At 70.8% G+C, this 23,747-nt stretch carries 24 protein-coding genes; 13 read left to right on the top strand and 11 right to left on the bottom strand.

The window, feature by feature from the left end; all coding sequences use genetic code 11:
* From ACGFNP_RS14080 to ACGFNP_RS14090, 3 genes are read right to left on the bottom strand one after another with little or no spacing between them, the layout of a single operon-like run.
* A complete protein-coding gene (locus ACGFNP_RS14080) occupies positions 1 to 1,443 on the bottom strand; it encodes an amidase family protein (protein ID WP_358337531.1) in 1,443 nt (480 codons plus the stop codon).
* A 20-nt stretch (positions 1,444 to 1,463) separates the two neighbouring features.
* The gene (locus ACGFNP_RS14085) at positions 1,464 to 1,625 is read right to left on the bottom strand and encodes a hypothetical protein (protein WP_358337528.1); all 162 of its coding nucleotides are present in this window, start codon (positions 1,623 to 1,625) and stop codon (positions 1,464 to 1,466) included.
* Positions 1,618 to 2,448: an SPFH domain-containing protein gene (locus ACGFNP_RS14090; RefSeq protein ID WP_393318340.1), complete on the bottom strand. Its 831-nt coding sequence runs from the start codon at positions 2,446 to 2,448 to the stop codon at positions 1,618 to 1,620. The genes ACGFNP_RS14085 and ACGFNP_RS14090 overlap by 8 nt, the downstream gene beginning before the upstream one ends.
* A 58-nt stretch (positions 2,449 to 2,506) precedes the next feature.
* Between ACGFNP_RS14090 and ACGFNP_RS14095 the strand changes: the two genes are divergently transcribed.
* Positions 2,507 to 3,682 (top strand): pyridoxal-phosphate dependent enzyme, encoded by a 1,176-nt coding sequence (locus tag ACGFNP_RS14095; protein WP_393318343.1) that lies wholly within the window; start codon positions 2,507 to 2,509, stop codon positions 3,680 to 3,682.
* Positions 3,683 to 3,758: 76 nt separating this feature from the next.
* Here ACGFNP_RS14095 and ACGFNP_RS14100 read toward each other — a convergent pair whose 3' ends face one another.
* The 3 genes from ACGFNP_RS14100 to ACGFNP_RS14110 form a co-directional block, all read right to left on the bottom strand.
* Complete coding sequence (locus ACGFNP_RS14100; RefSeq protein WP_393318346.1) at positions 3,759 to 4,451, bottom strand: hypothetical protein; 693 nt, start codon at positions 4,449 to 4,451, stop codon at positions 3,759 to 3,761.
* An 88-nt stretch (positions 4,452 to 4,539) separates the two neighbouring features.
* Positions 4,540 to 7,038 (bottom strand): ATP-dependent RNA helicase, encoded by a 2,499-nt coding sequence (locus ACGFNP_RS14105; protein WP_393318349.1) that lies wholly within the window; start codon positions 7,036 to 7,038, stop codon positions 4,540 to 4,542.
* Between the two features lie 52 nt (positions 7,039 to 7,090).
* Positions 7,091 to 7,408, bottom strand: a complete 318-nt coding sequence (locus tag ACGFNP_RS14110) for a helix-turn-helix transcriptional regulator (RefSeq protein WP_358337514.1) — start codon at positions 7,406 to 7,408, stop codon at positions 7,091 to 7,093.
* 83 nt (positions 7,409 to 7,491) lie between these two features.
* Between ACGFNP_RS14110 and ACGFNP_RS14115 the strand changes: the two genes are divergently transcribed.
* Complete coding sequence (locus ACGFNP_RS14115; RefSeq protein WP_393318352.1) at positions 7,492 to 8,667, top strand: MFS transporter; 1,176 nt, start codon at positions 7,492 to 7,494, stop codon at positions 8,665 to 8,667.
* On the opposite strand, the gene ACGFNP_RS14120 is transcribed toward ACGFNP_RS14115, so the two are convergent.
* Together ACGFNP_RS14120 and ACGFNP_RS14125 are read right to left on the bottom strand one after the other, a co-directional pair.
* A complete protein-coding gene (locus ACGFNP_RS14120) occupies positions 8,636 to 9,466 on the bottom strand; it encodes an undecaprenyl-diphosphate phosphatase (protein ID WP_358337508.1) in 831 nt (276 codons plus the stop codon). The genes ACGFNP_RS14115 and ACGFNP_RS14120 overlap by 32 nt on opposite strands.
* Positions 9,467 to 9,507: 41 nt before the next feature.
* The gene (locus ACGFNP_RS14125; RefSeq protein ID WP_393318354.1) at positions 9,508 to 10,389 is read right to left on the bottom strand and encodes a MurR/RpiR family transcriptional regulator; all 882 of its coding nucleotides are present in this window, start codon (positions 10,387 to 10,389) and stop codon (positions 9,508 to 9,510) included.
* A gap of 115 nt (positions 10,390 to 10,504) precedes the next feature.
* On the opposite strand from ACGFNP_RS14125, the gene ACGFNP_RS14130 reads away from it, so the two are divergent.
* The 6 genes from ACGFNP_RS14130 to ACGFNP_RS14155 are packed head-to-tail and all read left to right on the top strand — an operon-like array spanning position 10,505 to position 16,739.
* Positions 10,505 to 11,638: a C45 family autoproteolytic acyltransferase/hydolase gene (locus ACGFNP_RS14130; RefSeq protein ID WP_393318357.1), complete on the top strand. Its 1,134-nt coding sequence runs from the start codon at positions 10,505 to 10,507 to the stop codon at positions 11,636 to 11,638.
* Positions 11,635 to 13,242, top strand: a complete 1,608-nt coding sequence (locus ACGFNP_RS14135; protein ID WP_358337499.1) for an ABC transporter substrate-binding protein — start codon at positions 11,635 to 11,637, stop codon at positions 13,240 to 13,242. The genes ACGFNP_RS14130 and ACGFNP_RS14135 overlap by 4 nt, the downstream gene beginning before the upstream one ends.
* Positions 13,243 to 13,244: 2 nt before the next feature.
* A complete protein-coding gene (locus tag ACGFNP_RS14140) occupies positions 13,245 to 14,159 on the top strand; it encodes an ABC transporter permease (protein WP_393318360.1) in 915 nt (304 codons plus the stop codon).
* Positions 14,156 to 14,995 carry an ABC transporter permease gene (locus tag ACGFNP_RS14145; protein WP_358337494.1) on the top strand — a complete coding sequence of 280 codons (840 nt, stop codon included), beginning with the start codon at positions 14,156 to 14,158 and terminating at the stop codon, positions 14,993 to 14,995. The genes ACGFNP_RS14140 and ACGFNP_RS14145 overlap by 4 nt, the downstream gene beginning before the upstream one ends.
* Positions 14,995 to 15,936, top strand: coding sequence for an ABC transporter ATP-binding protein (locus ACGFNP_RS14150; RefSeq protein ID WP_393318363.1), 942 nt, complete (start codon positions 14,995 to 14,997; stop codon positions 15,934 to 15,936). The genes ACGFNP_RS14145 and ACGFNP_RS14150 overlap by 1 nt, the downstream gene beginning before the upstream one ends.
* Positions 15,936 to 16,739: an ABC transporter ATP-binding protein gene (locus ACGFNP_RS14155; RefSeq protein ID WP_393318366.1), complete on the top strand. Its 804-nt coding sequence runs from the start codon at positions 15,936 to 15,938 to the stop codon at positions 16,737 to 16,739. The genes ACGFNP_RS14150 and ACGFNP_RS14155 overlap by 1 nt, the downstream gene beginning before the upstream one ends.
* A gap of 142 nt (positions 16,740 to 16,881) precedes the next feature.
* Here ACGFNP_RS14155 and ACGFNP_RS14160 read toward each other — a convergent pair whose 3' ends face one another.
* Entirely contained in the window at positions 16,882 to 17,694 is an 813-nt protein-coding gene (locus ACGFNP_RS14160; protein ID WP_393318369.1) for an NmrA family NAD(P)-binding protein, read from the bottom strand.
* A gap of 74 nt (positions 17,695 to 17,768) precedes the next feature.
* Between ACGFNP_RS14160 and ACGFNP_RS14165 the strand changes: the two genes are divergently transcribed.
* The 4 genes from ACGFNP_RS14165 to lipB are packed head-to-tail and all read left to right on the top strand — an operon-like array spanning position 17,769 to position 20,084.
* On the top strand, positions 17,769 to 18,683 hold the full coding sequence (locus tag ACGFNP_RS14165) for an AraC family transcriptional regulator (protein ID WP_393318372.1): 915 nt from the start codon (positions 17,769 to 17,771) through the stop codon (positions 18,681 to 18,683).
* On the top strand, positions 18,680 to 19,186 hold the full coding sequence (locus ACGFNP_RS14170; protein ID WP_358337479.1) for an HAD domain-containing protein: 507 nt from the start codon (positions 18,680 to 18,682) through the stop codon (positions 19,184 to 19,186). Before ACGFNP_RS14165 ends, ACGFNP_RS14170 begins: the two co-directional genes overlap by 4 nt.
* 60 nt (positions 19,187 to 19,246) lie before the next feature.
* Entirely contained in the window at positions 19,247 to 19,429 is a 183-nt protein-coding gene (locus tag ACGFNP_RS14175; protein WP_393318375.1) for a PspC domain-containing protein, read from the top strand.
* Positions 19,430 to 19,448: 19 nt separating this feature from the next.
* Positions 19,449 to 20,084, top strand: coding sequence for a lipoyl(octanoyl) transferase LipB (lipB, locus tag ACGFNP_RS14180; protein ID WP_393318378.1), 636 nt, complete (start codon positions 19,449 to 19,451; stop codon positions 20,082 to 20,084).
* Here lipB and ACGFNP_RS14185 read toward each other — a convergent pair.
* Complete coding sequence (locus ACGFNP_RS14185) at positions 20,081 to 21,610, bottom strand: amino acid permease (protein ID WP_358337473.1); 1,530 nt, start codon at positions 21,608 to 21,610, stop codon at positions 20,081 to 20,083. The two genes, lipB and ACGFNP_RS14185, sit on opposite strands and share 4 nt — an antisense overlap.
* Positions 21,611 to 21,732: 122 nt before the next feature.
* Positions 21,733 to 22,074: a DUF2809 domain-containing protein gene (locus tag ACGFNP_RS14190; RefSeq protein ID WP_393318381.1), complete on the bottom strand. Its 342-nt coding sequence runs from the start codon at positions 22,072 to 22,074 to the stop codon at positions 21,733 to 21,735.
* A gap of 28 nt (positions 22,075 to 22,102) precedes the next feature.
* On the opposite strand from ACGFNP_RS14190, the gene ACGFNP_RS14195 reads away from it, so the two are divergent.
* Positions 22,103 to 23,731 carry an ABC-F family ATP-binding cassette domain-containing protein gene (locus ACGFNP_RS14195; protein WP_358337468.1) on the top strand — a complete coding sequence of 543 codons (1,629 nt, stop codon included), beginning with the start codon at positions 22,103 to 22,105 and terminating at the stop codon, positions 23,729 to 23,731.
* The last annotated feature ends 16 nt before the right edge of the window (positions 23,732 to 23,747 follow it).

Consider the following 23,747-nt stretch of genomic DNA (forward strand, 5'->3'; position numbering starts at 1 on the left):
TTAGTTCGAGTAGCCCCGTGGGCGGACCGGTGGGTGGGCGGCCGACAGTTGGGCGGCCAGGCCGAGCAGTTGCGGTTCGCCACCGGGTGGGGCGATGAGCTGGACGCCGATCGGCAGGCCGCTGGAGTGCGTGGCGATGGGGACGGTGAGCGCGGGCCAGCCGCACATGTTCCAGGCGCCGGTGGCGGGTGCGTACCTGATGTTGGCCAGCAGGTTGCGCGGGAAGCCGCGATCGCCCCAGCGGTCGGCCTTCGGCGGGATCGCGGCCAGCGTCGGCGTGATCAGCACGTCGGCGTCGCCGAACCACTGGTCGGCACCGTAGCCGTGCCAGCGGGCACGGCGCCGCCTGCCGTCCAGCCGGAGCGTATGGAGCACGTGGCCCGCGCGGGCGAGCACGCGGGTGCGGCGTTCCAGGCGACTCCGGTCGAGGCCGGCGGCCGCGCTCGAAGCACGGGTCAGCCAGGTGGCGATCGTGGCGGGGCCCAGCGCGGCCGGCAGGCGGCGGTCGTGCTCGACGACCGTGTGCCCGGCGATCCTGAGCGTCTCGGCCGCCGCGCGCACCGCTGCCTGGAACTCCCGGTCCATCGGCAGGCCGACCGGCAGCGGCTGAGGGGCGTACGCCACACGCAGGTCGAAGGGCTCCGGGCTGTCGGGCGGCGGCTGGGCGGCCCACACCTCGTCGTCGTCGGCCCAGACCGAGCGGAGCAGGGACGGCCGGGGCTCCACCCGCGTACCGCCGCGCCACGCCTCGGCCAGGCCCGGGTCGGCGGCCAGGATGGAGAGCGTCAGCGCCAGGTCCGGCACGTTCCTGGCCAGCGGGCCGTTCTCAGTGAGGCCGCCCCAGTCGTCCGCCGGCGGAGGTACGAGGCCCGTGCCCGGCTTGATGGCGAACACCCCGCAGCACGCGCCGGGGATACGCAGCGAGCCCATCCCGTCGTTGCCCAGCGCCACCGGCACCATCCCGGCCGCCACCGCCGCGGCGCTGCCCGCCGACGAGCCGCCGGCCGTACGGGTGAGGTTCCAGGGGTTGCGTACGATGCCGTAGGCGCTGTCACCGAAGGCGACCAGGCCCAGCTCGGGCAGGTTCGTCAGGCCGATGACCACCGCGCCGGCCGCCCGCAGCCGGCCGACCGTCTCGTGATCCTTGGGCGCGGGCCGGTCCGACGTGGCGGCGGATCCGCCGCGAGTGGCCTCGCCCGCGACCTCCAGATTGTCCTTCACCGCCACGGGCACGCCGGCGAGCGGCAGCTCCGCGAGGTCACGGCGCCGCTGCAAGGCCCGCGCCTCGTCCACGGCCCGCTCCCTGACCAGGCGGAACGCCCCGACTCCCGGATCGCGCTCGGCGATCGCGTGCAGATGCTCCTCGACGACGGCCGCGGCCGTCACCTCACCTTGACGTACGGCTGTCGCGATCTCGATGGCGGACCTGCCTGCCCACAACATGCCTTAAAGTGTGCGGGTTTTCACTCTTCCTTGCGAGGCTCCCGGCCCGCCTGCTTCAGCGCGAGCCGCAACGCGTACTCGATCTGCGCGTTGACGCTGCGGAGATCGTCGGCCGCCCACTTGGCGAGCGCGTCGTAGACGGCCGGGTCGAGGCGCAGCAGGAGCTTCTTACGCTCAGGCATACAGGCTGCCGGTGTTCACCACCGGCTGGATCGCCCGGTCACCGCAGAGGACGACCAGGAGGTTGGAGACCATCTGCGCCTTGCGCTCCTCGTCCAGCTCGACCACTCCCTCGGCGGCCAGCCGGTCGAGCGCGAGGTGAACCATGCCCACCGCGCCCTCGACGATCCGGGTGCGTGCGGCCACGACCTGCCCGGCCTGCTGGCGGACCAGCATGGCCTGGGCGATCTCCGGTGCGTACGCGAGGTGCGTGATGCGTGCCTCCAGCACCTCGATCCCGGCCAGCTCGGTGCGCTCGCGCAGCTCGGCGGTGAGCTCGGTGGCCACCTCCGCGCCGTCGCGCAGGCTGGTGCGCCCGGCGTCGTGCGAGTCGTACGGGTGGGTGGTGGCCAGGTGGCGCACCGCGGCCTCCGACTGGATCGCGATGTAGTTCTCATAGTCGTCCACCGAGAACTTGGCCTTGGCCGCGTCGGTCACCTTGTAGACGACGACCGCGGCGATCTCGACGGGGTTGCCGTCGGCGTCGTTGACCTTGAGCTTGGCCGTCTCGAAGTTACGGACCCTGAGCGTGATCTTGCTCTTGTAGCTGAACGGCAGCACCCACACGAAGCCCGCGTCCTGGACCGTGCCGATGTAGCGGCCGAAGAACTGCACCACCTTCGCCTCATTGGGGTTGACCACGGTGAACCCGCTGGCGACGAGCACGAAGACGACGACCCAGACGAGGGCCAGATCCTCCAGCGACACCACGGCCGCGATCGCGGCGAGCACCAGCAGGACGAGCAGGACCAGGAAACCGTTCAGGCGGAAAGCGCGTCTTTCCATTCCAGCTCCTTGCTATCGAAGTGATATCACGATGATAGCGCGTTTAGGCTTGGGCGGCGTGAACGGACCATCCCTTGCCTCGGGCCAGCGTTCCCTGGGCGATCCCTCGATCACGTATCCGCTGTGGCCGCCGCTGACCCGTGGTTGCCCGAGGACGAGCACCGCCTCGCTGGCCTACCCGGTCGAGGTCGACTACGACTACGCACGAGTCGGCGCGAGCCTGTTCGAGCAGGAGCCGGGCCCCGACCTCGCCCGCTGGTCACCGCTGCTGCCGCCGCTGCACGCGCCCACGCTGGGCGAGGGCGGCACGCCGCTGATCCCGCTGGAAGGCGTGTACGTCAAGGACGAGTCGCGCAATCCCACCTGGTCGCACAAGGACCGGCTCAACCGGATCACGGTCAGCGCGGCCCTGGGCGCGGGGGCGCCCGGCGTGGTGGTGGCCTCGTCGGGCAACCACGGCGCCTCGGCCGCCGCGTACGCCGCCCGCGCCGGCCTGCCCGCGATCGTGCTCGCCTCGGCCGACGCGCCGCCCGCCGTCCACTCGTTCGTCCGGGCGTACGGGGCCAAGGTGCTGGCCGTGCCGGTCGAGGCGCGCTGGCCGCTGATGCGCGAGATCGTGGACCGGCTCGGCTACCACCCGGTCAGCAACCTGACCGTCACCCACACCGGGCACCCGTTCGGTCCCGAGGGCTACAAGACGATCGCTTACGAGCTGTTCCTGCAGCTCGGCGGGGTGCCCGCGGCGGTGTTCGCGCCGACGGGCTACGCGGAGCTGCTCTACGGCGTGTGGAAGGGATTCACCGAGCTGCGCCGGCTGGGGCTGGCGGGCGCGACGCCGCTCATGTTCTCCTGCGAGGCCGTCGCGGGCGGTCCCATCGCCCGGGCCGTCGCCACGGGCGCGCCGGCTGCGATCGTCTCGCTCCAGCACACCGAGGCCTACAGCATCGGCTGCTCGGTGGGCGGGCACCGGGGGGTACGGGCGGTGCGCGACAGCGGCGGCGAGGCGCTACTCGTCACCGACGACGAGATGCGGGCGGCGCAGCGGGCACTCGCGGCCCGGGGGCTGTGGCAGGAGGTGTCGGGGGCCGCGGGGCTGGCGGCCTATCGCAAGCTGGGGCGGGACTTCGACGGGCCGGTGGTCTGCATCGCCACGTCCAGCGGGTTCAAGGGTGTGGGGGTGGGGGAGGAGCCGGTCGAGGTACTGACGAACCCGACGGTGGACGACGTGCTGTGAGGTCGGGTGCGGTGCTGCGGGCGACGTGCTCCGAGGTCCTCCGGGGCGTCTCCGGGCCGGGCCGGCGCGTGCGGGGTCATGCCTTCAGCCACACACGGAGTGGGCCGATCGGGGTGAAGCCGTGCCGGGACGCGGGGGCCGGGTCGGTCTCGTAGCCGACCAGTGGGCGGCCGGGGAACAGCTCGGCCGCCAGCGCCACCGTGCCCGACCAGGCGGCGTCCAGGTCGCAGCCGGAGGCGAACACGTTCGACACCCCTACGACGCCGCTGCTCGCGTTGAGCGCGGACCCGCACACGATGTCGCCGCCGATCCGGCCCGCCAGCACGGTGACTTCGCGCAGCAACAACGGCCGGAACAGGTCGTTGTCCTGCCCGGGGAAGCAGGCGCGCTCCCAGTCACGGAGCGTGCCTGGGTCGCGGACCACCGCCCAGTCGACGACGTCACCGGTCGCCGCGGTGGCGATGGCCTGGTTCGCGGGGGCGGGGCGGTGGATCCACTCGGCCTCGAACAGCAGGTCCCAGCCGGGCGGCCGGATCGCGGCGAAGCTGTCCTTGACGGAGGCGCTCTCCTTGCCCTCGACCCCGTCCCGCAGGTCGGTCCAGGTCGCGTCCGGGGAGAGGGTGATGGCGTCGGGGTAGTAGGGCGGGGTGGCGCTGGGGTTGGTCCAGCTCAGGGCGCTGAATGTGCCGGGCGATCCGTGTGAGCGGCATACCGCGTCACACCACTCGGCGTTGTTGCGCGCCGCCTCAAGCAGCCGGTCATCGGTCATCTCGCACTCCATCTCACCCGGCTCGCCCGGCCGCGCGAGTCGCCCGTCAGGCGGGTCATCTGTTGTTCGGGTCGCCCGGCCGCGCGGGTCATCTCGGGTTTGTGCGGCGGGTGGGGGCCGCGGTCAGTGGGTCCTCCGGCCAAGGGTGTCTGGGGTAGCGGCCGCGTAGTTCCGCGCGGACCGCACGGTAGCCGTCGCGCCAGAACGACGCCAGGTCCGCGGTGACCGCCACCGGGCGGCCGGCGGGGGAGAGCAGGTGTACGAGCAGCGGCACGCCGGCGATCCTCGGCGTCTCCGTCCAGCCGAACAGCTCCTGCAGCTTGACCGCCAGCACCGGCTGCCCGCCCGAATAGTCCACACGGACGCGGGAGCCGGTCGGCACCGCGATGCGCTCGGGCGCCACCTCGTCCAGCCGGCGGTTCCAGGGGATCAGCCGTTTCAGGGCGGTGGCCACGTCGATGCGCTCCAGGTCGGCGCGGCGGCGGGCGCGGGAGAGTTCCGGTTCCAGCCAGCGTTCGGCCAGGGCGGTCAGGTCGTCCATCGGGGGCCATGGGTCGCCGAGTTCGCGATGGCAGAACGCCAGGCGGTCCCTGAGCGCGGTGGCCTCCTTGGTCCAGGTCAGCACGTCTTCGGTGCGCAGGCCGTACAGGATGGCCTCTCGCACGTCCGCGTTCTTCAGCGGGGTGGAGGAGAGCTCGATCGCGCCGAGCCGTTCGATCGCGCGGGCGGACACGTCGCCGCGGCGCTCGCCCGGCGGGGTGCGCCACGCGATCTCCTCCTCGGTGGTGACCGGGAGTGCCAGCCGGGCGGTCTCCTCGTCGATCACCACGGCCTGGCGGATCCGCGCCGACGCCGACCCGGTGGGACGGTCCGCCACCGCCACGGCCAGCCACTTCGCCTCGCCGAGCCGCGAACCCTCGGCCAACTGGGCCTGAGTGCCGGACGCCATCAGGTAGCCGCCGCCACGCCGCCGCGCCACCCGCTCGGGGAACGCCAACGCGACCGCCAGCCCGGCCATCGCATCGTCGGTCATGTCCCGCTCGTCTGCTCGGGCTTGTGGGGTGCTTCTGGTGAGGCGGCGGACCTCCTGGCGCCAGCGGGCGGTGAAGCCGTCGCGGCCGTGGCGGGCCGAGCGCCAGATCTCCACGAGGTCGTCACCCGCCTCCCGCGGGAGCTGGTCGGACAGGAGCGCCACCACCTCGGCGGCGCGCGGTCCGAGGTCGAGGAGCGTTCTGGCCAGGCGCGGGTGTACGCCGACGAGGGCCATTCGCCGTCCCCGCTCCGTCACGCGCCACGTCACCCGATCGGCGCCATCGCCCAACGCCTGATCGGCCCCGGTGCTCGGGGTTCGATCGGTGTCGTCGTGCAGTGCGTACGCGGGCAGGTAGGCGGAGTTGTTGGGGGCCGGTTCCAAGGCGCCCAGGGTGTGGAGGGTGCGGGTGGCGGCGGTCATCGCGGCGGGTGGGGGTGGGTCCAGGAGGGCGAGGCCGGAGGCGTCCGGGGTGCCCCAGCAGGCGGCCTGGAGGGCGAACCCCGTGAGGTCGGCCAGTGCGATCTCCGGCCGGGCGTGGTCGGCGAGGCGCTCATGTTCCGCCACTGTCCAGCATCGGTACACCGTGCCGGGGGCCTCTCGTCCCGCCCGGCCGGCGCGCTGGTCGGCTGAGGCCTTCGAGACTCGTACGGTGGTGAGTGAGCCGAGTCCCCGGGCGTGGTCGGTGCGCGGTTCCCTGGCCAGGCCGGAGTCCACCACCACCCGCACCCCTGGCACGGTCAGGCTCGACTCTGCCACCGACGTGGCCAGCACCACCCGGCGGCCCACCCCGGGCGACAGTACGGCGTCCTGGACCCGGGCCGGTGCCTGGCCGTGCACCTGAAGCACCTCAACGCCACCGAGCATCGACGCCACCCTCGCGATTTCGCCCGTGCCGGGGAGGAAGCACAGGATGTCGCCGTCCCGTTCCGTCAGCGCCTGCCGGACGACCTGGGCGACGTGAGAGAGCAGGGCGGGGTCGACGCGGAGGCCGTGTGGTGGGGCGGTCGGGCGTACCGGTGGGGTCCACACGATCTCTACGGGGTGGGTCGCGCCCGAGGCGTGGACGATCGGGGCGTCGCCGAGGAGGCGGGACCATGGGGCGGCGTCCGGGGTGGCCGAGGCGGCGAGGATGCGCAGGTCGGGGCGGAGTGTGTCCCGTACGTCGAGCAGGAAGGCCAGGGCGGTGTCGGCGTCGAGGTGGCGTTCGTGGCATTCGTCGAGCATCACCACGTCCACGCCGGGCAGCTCCTGGTCGCGCTGGAGCCGTTGAAGGAGTACGCCGGTGGTGACGACCTCCACCATGGGGTTCGCGCCGGTGTGCCGCTCGCCGCGGATGGTGTAGCTGACGCCCATCCGCTTGGCGGCGGCTCGTACGGCCAGTCGTCGCGGCTCCGCCACCAGCACGCGTAGCCCGGCCTCCGCCAGCGCGAGCGGCACGACGGTGGTCTTGCCCGTGCCGGGCGGGGAGGTCAGAACGGCTGCGCCGACGCCATTGAGCACTCCGAGCAGCTCGGGCAGGACATGCCGGATGGGCAGCCCGTCATCTGGAGACACCGACCGCCCATCAGCCGGGGGAACCGGCCGTCCGTCAGACGCGGGCCGTCGCTCAGACCGGGACATGGGCCGCCGACAGGATCGAGTCGAGCAGGCCGGGGAAGCGGGCGTCGAGGTCGGTGCGCCGCAGGCTGATGTACTTCAGCCGCCCCTCCTGCTTCGACATGATCACCCCGGCCTCGCGCAGCGCCCGGTAGTGGTGCGAGGCGGTCGACTTGTGGACGCCGAGGTCGTCCCCCGCGGTGGTGCACGTCATCTCGCCGCGCAGGGCGAGACGGATGACGATCTCCATGCGTACGGGATCGGACAGCGCGCGCAACACCTCGGTGAGCTGGATGTCCTCGGTGGCCGGATGTGGGAGCAGGCGCATGGTCCGACCTTACCTCCGTCTTATTGTTTGACAACAATCCAACTATGCGTCAGTTTGATGAGCATCCAACTAAAGGAGACCCAGTGAGCAGTCGGCTCTACCCCCTAGCGCTCGGGAACTTCGCCGTCGGCACCGGCATGTTCGTCACCGCCGGGCTGCTGGCGCCCATCTCCCGTGACCTGAACATCTCGCCGTCGGCAGCCGGTCAGTTGATGACCGTGTTCGCGATGGCCTACGCGTTGCTGTCGCCGCCGCTCGCCGCCCTGACCGCCCGGCTGTCGCGCCGGCGGGTGCTGCTGATCGCGCTGGGCGTGTTCGTGCTGGGCAACACGTTGACCGCGCTGGCGCCCACGTACCCGCTGGTGATGGCCACCCGAGTGATCGCCGCGGCCGGTGCGGCGATGTTCACGCCGACCGCCTCCGGCGTCGCCACCGCGCTGACCTCGCCGGAACGCCGTGGCCGCGCGCTCGCGCTGGTCATGGGCGGCCTGACCGTCTCGTCGGCGATCGGCGTGCCGCTGGGCACCTGGCTCGGCGCCGCGTCGAGCTGGCGGGCCACGATCTGGCTGGTGGTCGGGCTCGGTGTGGTCGGGTTCGCCGGGGTGGCCGCCGTGGTACCCGACGTCATGATCGAGACGACGCGACGGCTGGCCGATCGGTTCGCCCCGCTGGCCGACCGGCGCGTGGTGGCGGTGCTGACGACGCAGCTGCTGATGTTCGCCGCCGCGTTCGCCGCCTACACCTACATCGGCTCGCTGTTCGACCTGCCGCTGCCCGCCGTGCTGTGGGCGTGGGGGATCGGCGGGATCGTGGGCAACCAGCTCGGCGGGCGGTTCACCGACGCGTACGGGCCGCGGCGGATGGTGCTGATCGGCATCGCCGCCTCGACGGTGTTCATGGCGCTCATCCCGGTCGCGAACCTCGCCCTGCCCGTCGCCCTGGCGTGGGCGTTCTGCTGGGGCGCGCTCGGCTGGCTGGTCGGGCCGGCGCAGCAGTACAGGACCGTCGCGGCCGTGCCGCATAACGTGCCGATCGGTCTCGGGCTGCTGTCGTCGGCGCAGTATGTCGGGCTGTTCGTGGCGGGCATCGCCGGTGGCCTGGCACTCGACGGGTACGGCCGGACAGGCGTCGTCGTGCTGGCCACCGGGCTCGGGCTGCTGGCGCTGCTGTTCACGCTGGTCACCTACCGGCCGGAGCCGGCCGACTCGTCGAGCCAGAGCGCGCCCGTCAGCCCTGAGCGGGAATCCAGCCGATCGTGACCGCGAGGATGACGAACAGGCCCAGCAGGATGCGGTAGACGACGAAGGCGGTGAAGCGGTGGCTGCCGATGTACTTCAGGAACCAGGCCACCGCGGCGTAGCCGACGAAGAACGAGATGATCGTCGCCAGGATGGTCGGGCCCCAAGCGGGAGCCGTGGTCCCGCCGATCTGGGCGACCTCCAGCAGGCCCGACGACAGGACCGCGGGGATGGCCAGCAGGAAGGAGTATTTGGCGGCGTCCTCGCGCCGGTAGTCGAGCAGCAGACCCGCGGTGATCGTGCCGCCGGAGCGGGAGACGCCGGGGATCAGCGCCAGCGCCTGCGCGAAGCCGTACACGATGGCGTGCGTGAAGCTCAGGTGCTTCTCCAGCGTGAGCTTGTTGCGGGCGGTGTGGTCGGCGAACCAGAGGATGATGGCGAAGACGATCAGCGTGGTGCCCACCAGGCGCAGGTCGCGGAAGACCGTCTCGATCTGGTCCTTGAACACGATGCCCAGGACGCCGATGGGCAGCGAGCCGACGATCACGTACCAGCCCATGCGGGCCGCGTAGTGGCTGCGCAGGTCCGGTGTCCACAGGGCGCGGGTCCAGGTGGAGATGATCTCCCAGATCTCTTTCCTGAAGTAGATCAGCACGGCGGTCTCGGTGCCGAGCTGGATCACCGCCGTGAACGCGGCGCCGGGATCCGGCCAGCCGAAGAACGCGGAGACCACCCGGATATGGGCGCTGGAAGAGATCGGCAGGAACTCCGTGAGGCCCTGTATGAGCCCCAGCACCACTGCCTCGAGCCAGCCGATCACGACTTCACCCTTCCTGCGCCCGCGTAAGTGACCAGGCGAGGCTAGCGGATCCGCGGGCCGAGCAGTTGCTCGCGGAGGGCGGTCAGCTGGTGGGAGTGCTCGACGGAGCGGGTCTCGTCGACCGAGTCGAGCGCCAGCAGCAGCGCGTCGGCCACGATGATGCCGGTCAGCGGCTCGGCGCTGATGCCGGTGGGGGTGTGGGGGGCGGCCAGCACGGCGTCGACGCGGTCGGCGAAAGTGCCGCCCAGTTCGTCCGAGATGAGGATCACGCCGGCGCCCACCGCGTGCGCCCGGTCGATCAGGACCGTGAGCTCCCTGAGCTTGCGGCCGGGCTGGAAGATGACGACGGCCTCGCCGTGCCCGAGCGAGAGCAGGTCGTCGGCCAGCGCGAAGCCGGTGGCCGAGACCGCGCGGGCGCGGTGGCCGCGGCGGCCCAGCTTGAGCGCGAAGTAGCGCGCCGCCGGCTCGGAGGCGCCCACGCCGTAGACGAGCACCGAGCTCGCGTGGGCCATCACCTCGATCGCGCGCTGGAACGCCTCGGCGTCATAGAGCCGATGACAGTGGTCGACGCGCTCGCGGGCTTCGTCGAAGACCCTGGTCCAGATCGCCGACAGGTCGTGGCCGACGTGGCTGATGCGTTGCCGCAGACGTACGTCGGGCGCGACCGCCGAGGTGAACTCGCCGGCCAGTGCCCGCTTGAGCCCCGGCAGCCCGCCGAACCCGAGCCGCTGCATGGTGCGGATCACGGTGGCGTTGCTCGTGCCGGAGGCCGTGCCCAGCTCCTGCGCGCTGGAGAAGAGGATCTGCTCGGGCGCGGCGGAGATCAGAAACTGGCACACGGATCGCTCGGCCGGCGACAGCTCGTCCCAGAGCTGCTTGACCACGCTCCTGAGCTGCTCGATCGGGCTGTGTGAATTTTCCATTACGACTCTTGACTCCCGTGTAGCGCTCATTACTCTTGCTTGGAAACGACCGCTACAGACTCGTTGCCTCGCTGAAATGAACGTTACAGGCAATCGGCCGGTCCAAGGAGAACCATTGAGCCTCACTTCCCTGCCCGTCGTCGAGATCGCCGGCGGTCCGCGAGAACGCGGCCGCCAGTACGGCGAGCAGGCCCGCGACCGGATCCACCGGGCGATGGCCTACTACACCGAGGCGTTCGGCCACTCCAGCGGCCTGACCTGGCCGCAGGTGACGCAGCGCGCGGCGCGCTGGGTGGAGCCGAGCAAGGCGTTCGCCCCCGACCTGGTCGAGGAGATGGAGGGCGTCGCCGAGGGCGCCGGCCTGGACTTCCTCGACATCGTCGCGCTGAACGCCCGCGGGGAGATCATCTACGACACCACGTTCAACTCCATGGAGCCCGACGGGTGCACCTCCTTCGCCCTGCTGGAGCAGGCGTCCGGCGACGGCCACGTCTACGCGGGGCAAAACTGGGACTGGCGCGACGGCGTGTCCGACACGCTCATGGTGCTCAGGGTGGTCCAGCCGGGGAAACCCACGGTGATCATGCATGTCGAGGCGGGTCAGGTCGGGCGGCAGGGGGCCAACTCGGCGGGCATCGCGCTCAACGCCAACGGGCTCGGCGGGCGCTTCGACGACGCGATCGGCGTGCCGCAGACGCTGATCAGGCGCCGGGTGCTCGACAGCGCCGACCTCAACGCGGCGCTGGAGGCGCTGACCAAGTCGCGGGCCCACATCGCCAGCAACGCGCTGATCACCCATCGCGACGGCTTCGCGATCGACCTGGAGACCACGCCGGGACCGGTCGGCTGGATGTATCCCACCGACGGGCTGCTCGTGCACGGCAACCACTACCAGGCGTTCATGCCGCCCCAGCTCGCCGCCACCTACCGCCCCGGCTCGGCCGACTCGCTGTTCCGGGTGCCGCGCGCGGAGGGCGGCCTGCGGGCCGTACGGCACGCGTCCGGCAGTGCCGAGGCGCGCAAGCTGATCAGGCACGCCATGTCCGACCACCTCGGCTACCCCGAGTCGCTCTGCACCCACCCAGACGAGACCCAGCCCCCCGTGAAGCGGTGGGCCACCCTGCTGTCGAGCTGCGTCGACCTCACCACGGGCGACTATCTGATCGCGGCCGGCACGCCCTGCGACCACGAGTACGAGCGCGTGCCCTGGAACCTCTATGACGGACCGCACGGAGAAGAGACGTTGTGAAGAAGACACTCGCCCTGGTCGGGCTGATCGGGCTCACCGCCGCGTGCGGCGGCCCGGCCGCCACCACCAAGGCGCCCGACCCGGCCAAGCTCACCCTGGTCAACCAGACGGCCAAGGCGACGGGCGCCCTCGACTCGGCCACCTGGCTGCTCGACGAGGAGCCAGGCACGCTGGACATGGACATCGACGGCAACACCAACAACCGCACGGTCATGGCCAACGTCTGCGAGCGGCTCATGCAGACGCAGCCCGACATGACGGTCAAGCCGTGGCTGGCCGAGAAGGTCGAGCAGCCCGACCCGAAGACCATGGTGCTGACCCTGCGCAAGGACGCCACCTTCCACGACGGCACGCCGGTCACCGCCGACGACGTCGTGTGGAGCCTGAAGCGGCACGCGGGCGAGGGCATGGACGAGTCCGACGAGTTCGAGGACGTCGACTCGATCACCAAGTCCGGCGAGGGCAAGGTCACGATCACGTTCAAGAAGCCCAACGCGCTGTTCGTCCAGGCCATGGCGGGCGGCGGCGGCATCGTCCTGAACAAGAAGATCGTCGACAAGCTCGGCAAGGAGTACGGCACGCCGGGCCACGAGGACGCCTGCAGCGGGCCCTACCAGGTGAAGGACTGGAAGTCGGGCACCGAGCTGTCCATCGAGCGCTATGCCTCCTACTGGAACAAGGACGTCAAGCCGCTCACCAAGACGGTGACCTTCAAGTGGGCCGCCGACACCGCGCTGGTCAACAGCCTGACGACCGGCGCGGCCGACGGCGCGTACCTCTCCGAGACCGGCCCTGCGGTCGCGCTGCAGGGCAACCAGGCGGTCAACGTCGCCTACGGGCCCACCACACGCGTGTACGTGCTGCTGCCCACCGACCGCGGCGTGCTGAAGGACCCGAAGATCCGCCGGGCGCTGTCGCTGGCGGTGGACCGGGCGGGCATCGCCAAGTCCGGGTTCGCCGGGCTGGCCAGGCCGTGGAAGGTGCCGGTGGGCGCGGGCGCCTGGTCGTACGAGAAGCAGGCGTTCCAGACCGCCTACGACCAGCTCTCCGGCGCGCCCGAGACGCCGTCGCTCGACGAGGCCAAGAAGCTCGTCCAGGAGGCCGGCACGCCCAAGGAGCCGATCGTGGTGGCCACCAACGGCGACGAGGCCCGTACGGTGATCGCCAACGCGGTGGTCGACGCGGCCAAGAAGATCGGGCTCAGCGCGCAGATCAAGACCGTGCCGCCGTCGGAGTTCGGCAGCTTCTACACCGACAAGTCGCTGCGCGCCCAGGTCGACCTGGTGCCCGACGACTGGTACATCACCAAGTCCGACCCGATCGGCTTCTACGACAACGGGCTGACGGGCTCGGCCAACAACTGGGTCGGCTTCAGCTCGCCCGAGTACGACGCGCTCGTCGCGAAGGCGCTGGCCGACACCGACGACGCCCAGCGCGCCAAGGACGTCATCGACCTGCAGCAGCGGTTCACCGCCGACATGGTGTGGATCTCGCTCGTCGAGGTGCCGTCCGCGGTCGTGCTCGGCGGCAAGGTGACCGGGCCGCCCGCCTCCCAGGTCTACATGGGCTACCCGTGGGCCGCCGATCTCGGGGCCAAGGGCTGACCATGGTCCGCAAGCTGGCGGGCCTGCTCGCGACGCTGCTGGTCACCTCGTTCGTCATCTTCGGGGCGTCGTACGCGGCGCCCGGTGACCCGGTGACGTTCCTGGCGGGCGGCAAGGAGAACCTGACGCCCGAGTATCTGGCGGCCGTCCGCGCTCAATACCACCTGGACGACCCGTTCCTCGTCCAGTTCGGGCGCTGGCTCGGCGACGCCGTGACGGGTGACCTGGGGCGGTCGACCCAGTACAACGACCAGGTGGGCGACCTGCTGGCGGCGCGGCTGCCGAGCACGCTCGGGCTGGTCGCCTACGCGGCCGTGCTGTTCGTGGTGTTCGGCATCGCGCTGGGCGTGCTGGCGGCGGTACGCGGCGGGCGGACCGACGCGGCGGTGGTGGCGGGCACGACGTTCGCCACCTCCGTGCCGCCGTTCGTGGTGGCCACCGTGCTGATCTCGCTGTTCGGCGTCCGGCTCGGCTGTTTCCCGGTCATGGGCGGCGGCTCGCTCTGGCACCTGACCCTGCCCGCCGTGACGCTGGCGCTCGGCGCGCTCGCGATCATCAGCCGGGTCACCAGGCAGGCCATGGTCGAGCAGCGCGAGCTCGACCACGTGACCGTCGCCCGCGCCTCCGGGCTGGCCGAGCGGCTGATCGTGGTCAGGCACGTGTTCCGCGGCGCGCTCGGCCCGATCGTGACCATGTGCGGGCTGGTGACGGCCGGCATGCTCGCCGGGACGGTGACCGTGGAGACCGCGTTCGGCCTCAGCGGCATCGGCTCGCTGCTGGTCAACGCGATCAACACGCACGACTTCCCCGTGACACAGGCGGTGCTGCTGCTCATGGTCACCGCCTACATCCTGGTGACCACGCTGGTGGAGCTGGTCCAGCCGCTGATCGACCCCCGAGCAAGGAGGCGGGCATGACTGCTGTCGCGACCCTGTCCCCGCGGCCGGCCCGGCCGCTCGGCTACCTGCTCGCCACCGCCTTCCTCGCCCTGGTCGTGGTCGCCGCGGTGTGCGCGCCGCTGGTCACGCCGTACGAGCCGGACGCGGTCGACTTCGCCGGCTCGCTCGCGCCGGTCTCGCCCGAGCACCTGCTCGGCGCCGACCAGTCGGGCCGCGACCTGTTCACCCGGATCCTGTACGGCGCCAGGACCTCGCTGGTCGGGCCGCTGGTGCTGCTGGCCATCGCCTCGGCCCTCGGCGTCGCCCTGGGCACGCTGGCGGCCTGGCACCGGGGCTGGGTCGACACCGTGGTGTCCAGGGTGACCGATGTGATGTACGCCTTCCCCGGGCTGCTGTTCGTGGTGCTGATCGTGGCGGTCTTCGGCAACGGCATGACCACGGCGGTCATCGCCCTGGGCCTGGCCTACGCGCCGACGATCGCCAAGTACACCAGGAGCGTCGCGCTGGCCGAGTGCGGCAAGCCGTACATCGACGCCTATCGGGTGCAGGGCATGGGCGGCCTGGCCATCTGCGTGCGCCACCTGGTGCCGAACATGGCCCGCTCGATCGTCGGCTACCTCGTGGTGCTGTTCGGCGAGGGGCTGATGAGCTTGGCCACGCTGAGCTTCCTGGGGTTCGGCGCGCAGCCGCCGTCGTCCGACTGGGGCCTCATGGTCAAGGAGGGGCAGCCGGCGATCGTTCAAGGCGCCTTCCTGCCCGTGCTGGTGCCCGGTGCGGCCATCGCCCTGGTGGTCGTGTCGTTCAACGTGATCGGCGTACGGCTCGCCGACCGCATGGGCGTGAGGGGAACCTGATGCTGCTCTCCGTGGAGGACCTCACGATCGAGGCGGGCGGCCGGCGGCCGATCCTGCGCGAGGTGTCGCTGAGCGTCGGCAAGGGCGAGGTCGTCGGCCTGGTCGGCGAGTCCGGCTCGGGCAAGTCCACGATCGCCCGCGCGGTGCTCCGCCTGCTGCCGCAGGGGGCGACGGTCTCGGGACGGGTGCTGGTCTCGGGTGCCGACGTGCTCTCGATGAGCCCCGCCGCGCTCAGGGACCTGCGTGCCTCGCAGGTGTCGATGATCTACCAGGATCCGCGCTCGTCGCTCAACCCGGTACGCCGGATCGGCGACTTCCTCACCGAACGCATGGTGCACACCCTGGGCCGGCCCAAGGCCGAGGCACGGGCGCGGGCCCTGGAGCTGCTGGCCGCCGTCGGCATGCGCGACCCCGAGCTGTGCGTACGGCAGTACCCGCACGAGCTGTCCGGCGGCATGCTCCAGCGTGTGGTCATCGCCGCCGCGCTGGCCGCCGATCCGGCGCTGCTCCTGGCCGACGAGGCGACCAGCGCGCTCGACGTCACCACCCAGGCCGAGACGCTCGCCCTGCTCCGCCGCGTCCAGGCCGAACGGGAGCTCGGCATGCTGTTCATCACGCACGACCTGCACCTGGCCGCCGCCTACTGCGACCGGGTCCACGTGCTGTACGCGGGGACGGTGGTGGAGTCCCGGCCGGCCAAGGAGCTGTTCGCGGACCCGCGGCATCCGTACACGGCCGGACTGCTCGCCTGCACGCCCGAGCTCGGCGACCCGCGCCCGATCCGCCCCATTCCCGGCCGGCCGCCGTCGCTCGACGACGCGTTCACCGGTTGCCCGTTCGCGGCGCGCTGCCCGCACGCGAGCGCCGAGTGCGACACCTGGCAGCCGCGGCCCCTGACCGTCGCGGGCGGCTCGGCCGCCTGCCGCCTCGTGGAGACCTGATGCCGGCCGTACCAGACCCGATGCCAGCCGTCCCAGACTCGATGCTGGCCGTACAGAAGCTCTGCAAGTCCTTCCAGAGCACCGTGGCCGCCGACGAGGTCTCCTTCGAGCTGCCGCCGGGCGGCTCGCTCGGCCTGGTCGGCGAGTCCGGCTCCGGCAAGACGACGATCGCCCGGATGCTGGTCGGCCTGGTCACCCCCGACTCCGGCACGATCACCGTGGCCGGCCGCGCCCGCGGCCCGAAGGAGCACGGCAGGGCGGCCAGGCTGCGCAGGGCCCGCGAGATCCAGATGGTCTTCCAGGATCCCTATCTGTCGCTGGACCCCCGGCTGACCGCGACCGAATGCCTGCACACCTCGCTCCGCCTGCACGGCAAGCCGCCCGGCCGCGCCACCCAACTCCTCGACCAGGTGGGCCTCGGCAGCCGCGAGGCCGGCGCGCGCCCGCACCAGCTGAGCGGCGGCCAGCGGCAGCGCCTCGCGATCGCCAGGGCCCTCGCGGTCGAGCCGTCGGTCCTGGTGCTCGACGAGGCCGTGGCCGCGCTCGACGTCTCCATCCAGGCCCAGATCCTGGAGCTGCTGGCCCAGGTACGCCGCGACTCGGGCGTGGCCCTGCTGTTCGTCAGCCATGACCTGGCCGTCGTCCGGCATCTGTGCGACGAGACGCTGGTGCTGCACCGGGGGGTGGTCGTGGAGCGGGGCCCGGTCGAACGGGTGCTGTCCGAGCCCGAGCACCCCTACACGCGCCTGCTGCTGGCCTCCGTGCCCGGCCCGGGCTGGGACCCGGCCAAGGTGGTGCGCTAGCCGCGTTTTCCGCACGTACCGCTTCGTCACCGGCACCGCAAGCGATCGCCGTCCCTACTCCCCAGAAGGACCTCAGCGATTGCCGCCCCCGCTCCTTGGAAGGACCCCAGCCGAAGTACGGCGGGGAGTGCGGAATGCGGGGCTAGCGCACGGTCCAGGCCGGGGCGTTCGCGGCGGCGTAGTCGGAGAAGTCGCGGGCGGGCCGGCCGAGCGCCTGGCGTACGCCGTCGGCCAGGTGCGCGTTGCGGCCGTCGAGGACCTCGGCGAACAGCCCGTTCAGCCCCTCGATCTCGTCCTCGGGCACGCCCTGCTCCCGCGCCCCCGCCGCGAACTGATCGGCCGTCACCGGCACATAGCAGATATCCCGGCCCGTGGCCTTGGACAGCTCGGCGGCCACGTCCGCGAAGGTGAGCAGCCTCGGCCCGGTCAGCTCGTACAGCTTGCCGGTGTGGCCCTCCTGGGTCAGCGCCGCCACCACGACATCCGCGATGTCGTCCACGTCCACGAACGGCTCGGGAACGTCCGCGATCGGCAGCGCGATCACTCCTTCGAGCACCGCGTCGAGCAGGTAGCCCTCGCTGAAGTTCTGCATGAACCAGCTGCACCGCACAATCGTCCAGTCGGCCCCTGACGTCTGGACGATCCGCTCGCTCGCCTCGGCCATCGGCTCGCCCCGGCCCGAGAGCAGGACCAGCCGCCCCACGCCGCTCGACACGGCGAGCTCGGTGAACGCCTCGACGGCTTCGACGGCCCCGGGAAAGGCGAGGTCCGGGTAGTAGGTCACGTACGCCGAGTCGACGCCGTCCAGCGCGGGCGCCCACGTCGACCGGTCGGTCCAGTCGAAGGGCGGTCTCGCGGAGCGCGAGCCGATCCGCCACGGATGGTCGAGTACGGTGAGCCGGTGAGCCACGCGGCGGCCGGTCTTGCCCGTGCCGCCCAGCACCAAAGTTGTCATGGCTCAAGTAAGCCGCCGAAGGCTGAGACTCTCCATGGTTGAGAAGCGCAATCCCATATGCGATCGTCTAACCCATGGACCAGCTTGCCGCTCTACTCGACGGTCCGCGGGCGAGGGGCGCCTTCATGCTCCGCTCCATCCTCGATCCGCCCTGGTCGTTGCGGATCCAGGACGAGGCGCCGCTCACGGTGGTGGTCATGGTGCGCGGGGAGGCGTGGGTGGTGCCCGACGACGGTGACCTGACCAGGCTGCGCCCCGGGGAGGTGGTGATCGTGCGCGGGCCCAAGCCGTACACGGTGGCCGACGACCCCGCCACGCCGCCGCAGGTCGTCATCCTCCCTGGCCAGCGCTGCGCCACGATCGACGGGGAGTCGCTGTACCAGGACCTGGACCTGGGCGTACGCACCTGGGGCAACGCCACGGACGGCGACACCGTGGTGATCACCTGCACCTACCACATGGAGGGGGAAGTGAGCAGGCGGCTGCTGGACGTGCTGCCCACGCTGCTGGTCCAGCAGGGAGACCCGCTCCTCCCGCTGCTGGCCACCGAGATCGTCAAGGACCAGCCGGGGCAGGAAGCGGTCCTCGACCGGCTGCTCGACCTGCTGCTCATCTCCGTGCTGCGGTCCTGGTTCGCCACCCACGAGGCGCCGGCCTGGTATCAGGCGCAGAGCGATCCGGTGGTCGGCCGGGCCATGCGGATGCTGCAGAACAACCCGGCCCACCCCTGGACGGTCGCCACGCTGGCCGCGCAGGTGGGCGTCTCGCGGGCCTCGCTGGCCAGGCGCTTCACCGAGCTGGTCGGCGAGCCGCCCATGGCGTTCCTGACCGGCTGGCGGCTGGCTCTGGCCGCCGACCTGCTGCGCGAGCCCGACATGACGATCGGCTCGGTGGCCAGGCAGGTCGGCTATGGCAGCCCGTTCGCGCTCAGCGCGGCCTTCAAGCGGGTGCGCGGCGTCAGCCCGCAGGAGCATCGGGCCGGCCGATGAGACCACTGCTGCTGCTCGACGTCGACGGTGTGCTCAACCCGTTCAGGCGGCCCACACCCGACTTCCGCCGCTACCAGTGCAATGTCGGCGAGGAGGTCTACACCGTGCACCTCAACCCCAGGCACGGCACCAGGCTGCTGGAGCTGGCCCTGGTCACCGGGGCCGAGCTGGTCTGGGCGACGACCTGGGAACAGCACGCCAACGAGTGGATCGGGCCCCGGATCGGCCTGCCCGAGCTGCCCGTCATACCCATGGGGCCGGACCGGGGCGGCTCGTACGGCGAGATGTTCAAGACGCCACATGTGGCCGCCTATGTCGATCGCAGGCCGTTCGTCTGGTTCGACGACCAGGTGTGGCTGGAGGACGAGGAATACCTCAGGGGCACTCAGGGTCTCGATGATTTCCTGCTCATTCATGTCGAGCCGAGAGAGGGCCTGACCAGCCGACATCTCGCCCAGGCGCACGAGTGGCTGACCCTCTCAGGGTTTTCTCGGGGTTCCTAGTGGGATATCTCCTGCCTGACCATCCGTTTCTCAGGTAGGTGCAACCAACGGAGGAACACGATGTACCGCTCACGAGAGCACAGAATCCTGGCCGGCGTCTGCGGCGGTCTCGCCGACAAGTTGGGCTGGTCTCCCACCCTCGTCCGGATCCTCTGGCTGCTGCTGTCGCTCATTCCCGGGCCGCTCTGGGTGGTCTACGTGATCATGTGGATCCTCATCCCCGAGGAGCCGAAGCGCTTCTAGACGTCCTATCCTGGGACGCATGAGGGCAAGGCCGCTGACACTCGTCCAGGATGAGCTCGTCGATTACGACAAGGCGATGGAGCGCATGACCGACCTCGTCGGTGAGCGCCAACGGGACGAGCGGCCGGACACGCTCTGGCTGCTGAGTCACCCGCCGGTCTACACGATCGGCCGCCGCACGCCGGTGACTCACCTGCCCGACCCGTCGCGTGGCATCCCCGTGGTCGAGACCGGCCGCGGGGGCCAGCTCACCTACCACGGCCCCGGCCAGCTCGTCGGCTACCTCATCGTCAAGCTGGGCGAGGAGGAGGGCATCGTCGACTACGTGCGGGAGGTGGAGCTCCGGCTGGTCGAGGCGCTGGGCGCGCTGGGCCTGCCCGCGGAGCGCCGCGACACCCCGCCCGGGTCCGAGTTGCTGACGGGTGTCTGGACGTCCGAGACGGGGCGCAAGGTCGTGTCCATCGGCATGAGGCAGAGCCGTGGCGTCACCAGCCACGGCTTCGCGCTCAACGTCGACGGCGACCTGGAGCCGTGGCACTGGGCCGTCGCCTGCGGCATGCCCGACGTGGACATGACCTCCCTCAAGAGGGAGCTCGGGGCCACGTCGATGGACACCGTCCGCTCGGCCGTGGCCACGGCTTTCGAGGCGTCCTAAGGCATGGGCAGTTCGTCGACCGTCCTGCGTGGCCCGGTGAACCAGTGCTTGGCCGACAGCTTCCACCACAGGGCGATGCCGATCAGCACGACCCCGACCAGGACCGGCGCGTAGTTCACGTCCGTCCAGGTGAACTTCTCGTTGCCCGGGATCGCCGAGGGCTTGATCGGCATGATGAAGTAGATCGAGATGATCACGATCTCGATGCAGGCGATCCAGCACATGGCCCGATATTTCCGGCCAAGGGTCCACGGGCCGGGCCGGAAGCTGTCGCCCATGCGCAGCCGTAGCCAGATCGGGATGAGGAACGCCAGGTAGAGCCCGATGACCGCGATCGACACGACGGCGAGGAAGGCCACCGGAGTGGTCGAGCCCGGCGGCGCCCAGAGCGCGGGCAGCGTGATCAGCGCGGCCACCACGCAGCCGGCGATGATCGCGTTGACCGGAGTCCGGTTGACGTCGACCTTGGACCACAGCCGCCAGCCCGGGACGGCACCGTCTCGCGAGAACGCGTAGGTCATCCGCGACATCGAGGTCACGCAGCTCATCCCGCAGAAGAACTGGCCGATCGTGGAGATCGCGAAGATCGCGGTGGCCAGCGGGGAGGAGAGCGCGGTCTCGAAGATGGCGCCCACGAAGCCGCCCTGCTTGTTGATCTCGTCCACGTTCGTCGCGGCGAACAGGAACGCCAGCAGCAGGATCCAGCCGCCGATCGCCGAGTAGAAGATCGACTGCCAGAGTCCGCGGGCCGCCGCCGTGGAGGCGCCCTGCGTCTCCTCCGACACGTGCGCGCAGGCGTCGAAGCCGGTGATCGTGTACTGCGTGAGCAGGAAGCCCAGCGGCAGCACGTAGAACCAGAACGGTATGCCGCCTTCACCGGAGCCGAAGCCGGAGTTGTTGATGGTGTCGGTGAAGACGAAGCCGACCGTCTGGTGGCGGGTCGGGGCGAAGATCAGGATCGCCACCACGATCGCGGCACCCGCCACGTGCCACCAGACCGAGATGTTCTGCAGCAGCGAGATGAGCCGGTGGCTGTAGATGTTGATCAGCGCGTGGAGCACCAGAATGATCACGAACAGCAGGAACGCGTTCCCGAGCGAGGCCTCCCAGCCGCCGCCGGTGAGCCGGTTGATGGTGATGTTCAGGAACGTGGCGCAGCCGTAGTCGACCGACGCGGTGACCGCGATGAGGCCGATCAGGTTGAGCCAGCCGGTGAACCAGCCGTGGATCGGCTTGCCCATCGTGGCGGCCCACCAGTAGATGCCGCCCGCCGTCGGGTACGCGGAGACCAGCTCCGACATACAGAGACCGATGATCAGGATGAAGATGGAGATCAGCGGCCAGCCCCAGGAGATGGCGATGGGGCCGCCGTTGTTCCAGGCCTGGCCGAACGTGGTGAAGCAGCCGGCGAGGATCGAGATGATGGAGAAGGAGATGGCGAAGTTGGAGAAACCGCTCCAGGTCCTCGCCAGCTCCTGCTTGTAACCGAGCTCGGCGAGGCGCTTGGAATCCTCTTCTGTGGTCATTGAGGTCTCCCTGGGGGGTATGTGAAGGAGGGGACTCTCTGGGTATTTGGTCTAGGTCTAGACCATTTCCAGTCCACAGGCAAGGCGTTACAGCCGAGTTTCGACCTGGTAAGGACCGTTCTTTACCTAAATAGGCACCGCAGGTGCACCGCACCCGCGACCGCGGCCCCCACGGCGTACCAGAACAGGTCGGGCGGGTTGAAGGTGCTGCCCAGCAGCGGCCGGAGCAGCGGCGGGATCTCCCAGAGCTGGGCGAACTCGATCGCCCAGCTCAGCCCGGTCGCCCCCAGCGCCGCCCACACCGGCCGGACGCGCGGCAGGACGAGCACGATGAGCAGGTAGATCAGGACCGTGTAGAGCGCGTCCCCCGAATATTTGGCGAACGGGCCATCCCACAGCAGCCGTACCCCCAGCCCGGCCATGACGGTGACGACGGCGGCGGCGAGTACGGGCCAGCGAGGCATTTGGCTCACGTTAGTAGCATCGATCTACATGAGCGCGACGATGGTGGTGAAGGACCTCGCGGCGGGGCACGGCGAGCGGGTCCTGTTCTCGGGCCTCGACCTGGTGGTGGCCCCCGGCGACGTCATCGGGCTCGTGGGGGCCAACGGGGCGGGCAAGTCCACGCTGCTGCGCCTGCTGGCCGGGCTCGACCGGCCCGAGGAGGGTTCGATACGGCTCAGCCCCGCCACGGCCACGGTCGGCCATCTGCCGCAGGAGCCCGAGCGCCGCCCCGGCGAGACGGTCGCGCGGTTCCTGGCCAGGCGCACCGGCGTCGAGCGGGCGCAGCGTGAGCTCGACGACGCCACCCAGGGCCTGGTCGAGGAGCGGCCGGGTGCCGACGACGACTACAGCGTCGCGCTGGAGCGCTGGCTCGCGCTCGGCGGCGCCGATCTGGAGGAGCGGGCGGCGGAGATCGGGCTGCCGGTGGACCTGGAGCAGCCCATGACCTCGCTGTCCGGCGGCCAGGCGGCCCGCGCGGGGCTGGCCTCGCTGCTGCTCAGCCGCTATGACCTGTTCCTGCTCGACGAGCCGACCAACGACCTCGACCTCGACGGGCTGGACCGGCTGGAGGGCTTCGTCCACGGCCTGCGGGCCGGCACGGTGGTGGTCAGCCACGACCGCGAGTTCCTGGCCAGGACCGTCACCAAGGTGCTGGAGCTCGATCTGGCCCAGCAGCAGATCCGGCTGTACGGGGGCGGCTACCAAGCCTACTTGGACGAGCGCGAGGTGGCTCGGCGGCACGCCCGGGAGCGGTTCGAGGAGTACGCCGACACCCGATCCCAGTTGGAGGCCCGGGCCAGGACACAGCGGGCCTGGATGGAGAAGGGTGTCAGGAACGCCCGGCGCAAGGCGCCTGACAACGACAAGATCGGCCGCAACACGCGCATCGAGACGACCGAGAAGCAGGCCGCCAAGGCCCGCCAGTCGGAGAAGCTCATTGAGCGCCTGGAGGTGGTCGAGGAGCCGCGCAAGGAGTGGGAGCTGCGGATGGAGATCGCCGCCGCGCCCCGCTCCGGCGCGGTGGTGGCCACACTGCGTGGCGCGGTGGTCAAAAGGGGCGCGTTCACGCTCGGGCCGGTCGATCTGGAGATCGGCTGGGCCGAACGGGTGGCGATCACCGGGTCCAACGGCGCGGGCAAGACGACGCTGCTGGCCGCGCTGCTCGGGCGCACCCCGCTCGACGACGGGCACGCCACGCTCGGGCCCGGCGTGGTGGTCGGCGAGGTGGACCAGGTCAGAGGGCTGTTCGAGGGCGGGGAGCCGCTGCTGGACGCCTTCGCCGCGCAGACGCCGGAGCTGCCGCCCGCCGAGGTGCGGACGCTGCTGGCGAAGTTCGGGCTGCGGGCCGCGCACGTGCTGCGGCCCGCCGACACGCTGTCGCCCGGCGAGCGTACCCGCGCGGCGCTGGCCTTGTTGCAGGCCAGAGGCGTTAACCTGCTGGTGCTGGACGAGCCGACGAACCATCTCGATCTCCCCGCGATCGAGCAACTGGAGTCGGCTCTGTCGAGCTACCCTGGCACGCTGTTGCTGGTCACCCACGATCGGCGGATGCTCGATGCCGTTCACGTCGATCGCCGCCTGAGCGTGAGCGACGGAACGGTCCTTGAGCTCGGCTGAAAATTTACACCGCTCA

It is taken from the genome of Nonomuraea sp. NPDC049269 (assembly GCF_043197155.1).
In the GTDB taxonomy this organism is placed as follows: Bacteria; Actinomycetota; Actinomycetes; order Streptosporangiales; family Streptosporangiaceae; genus Nonomuraea.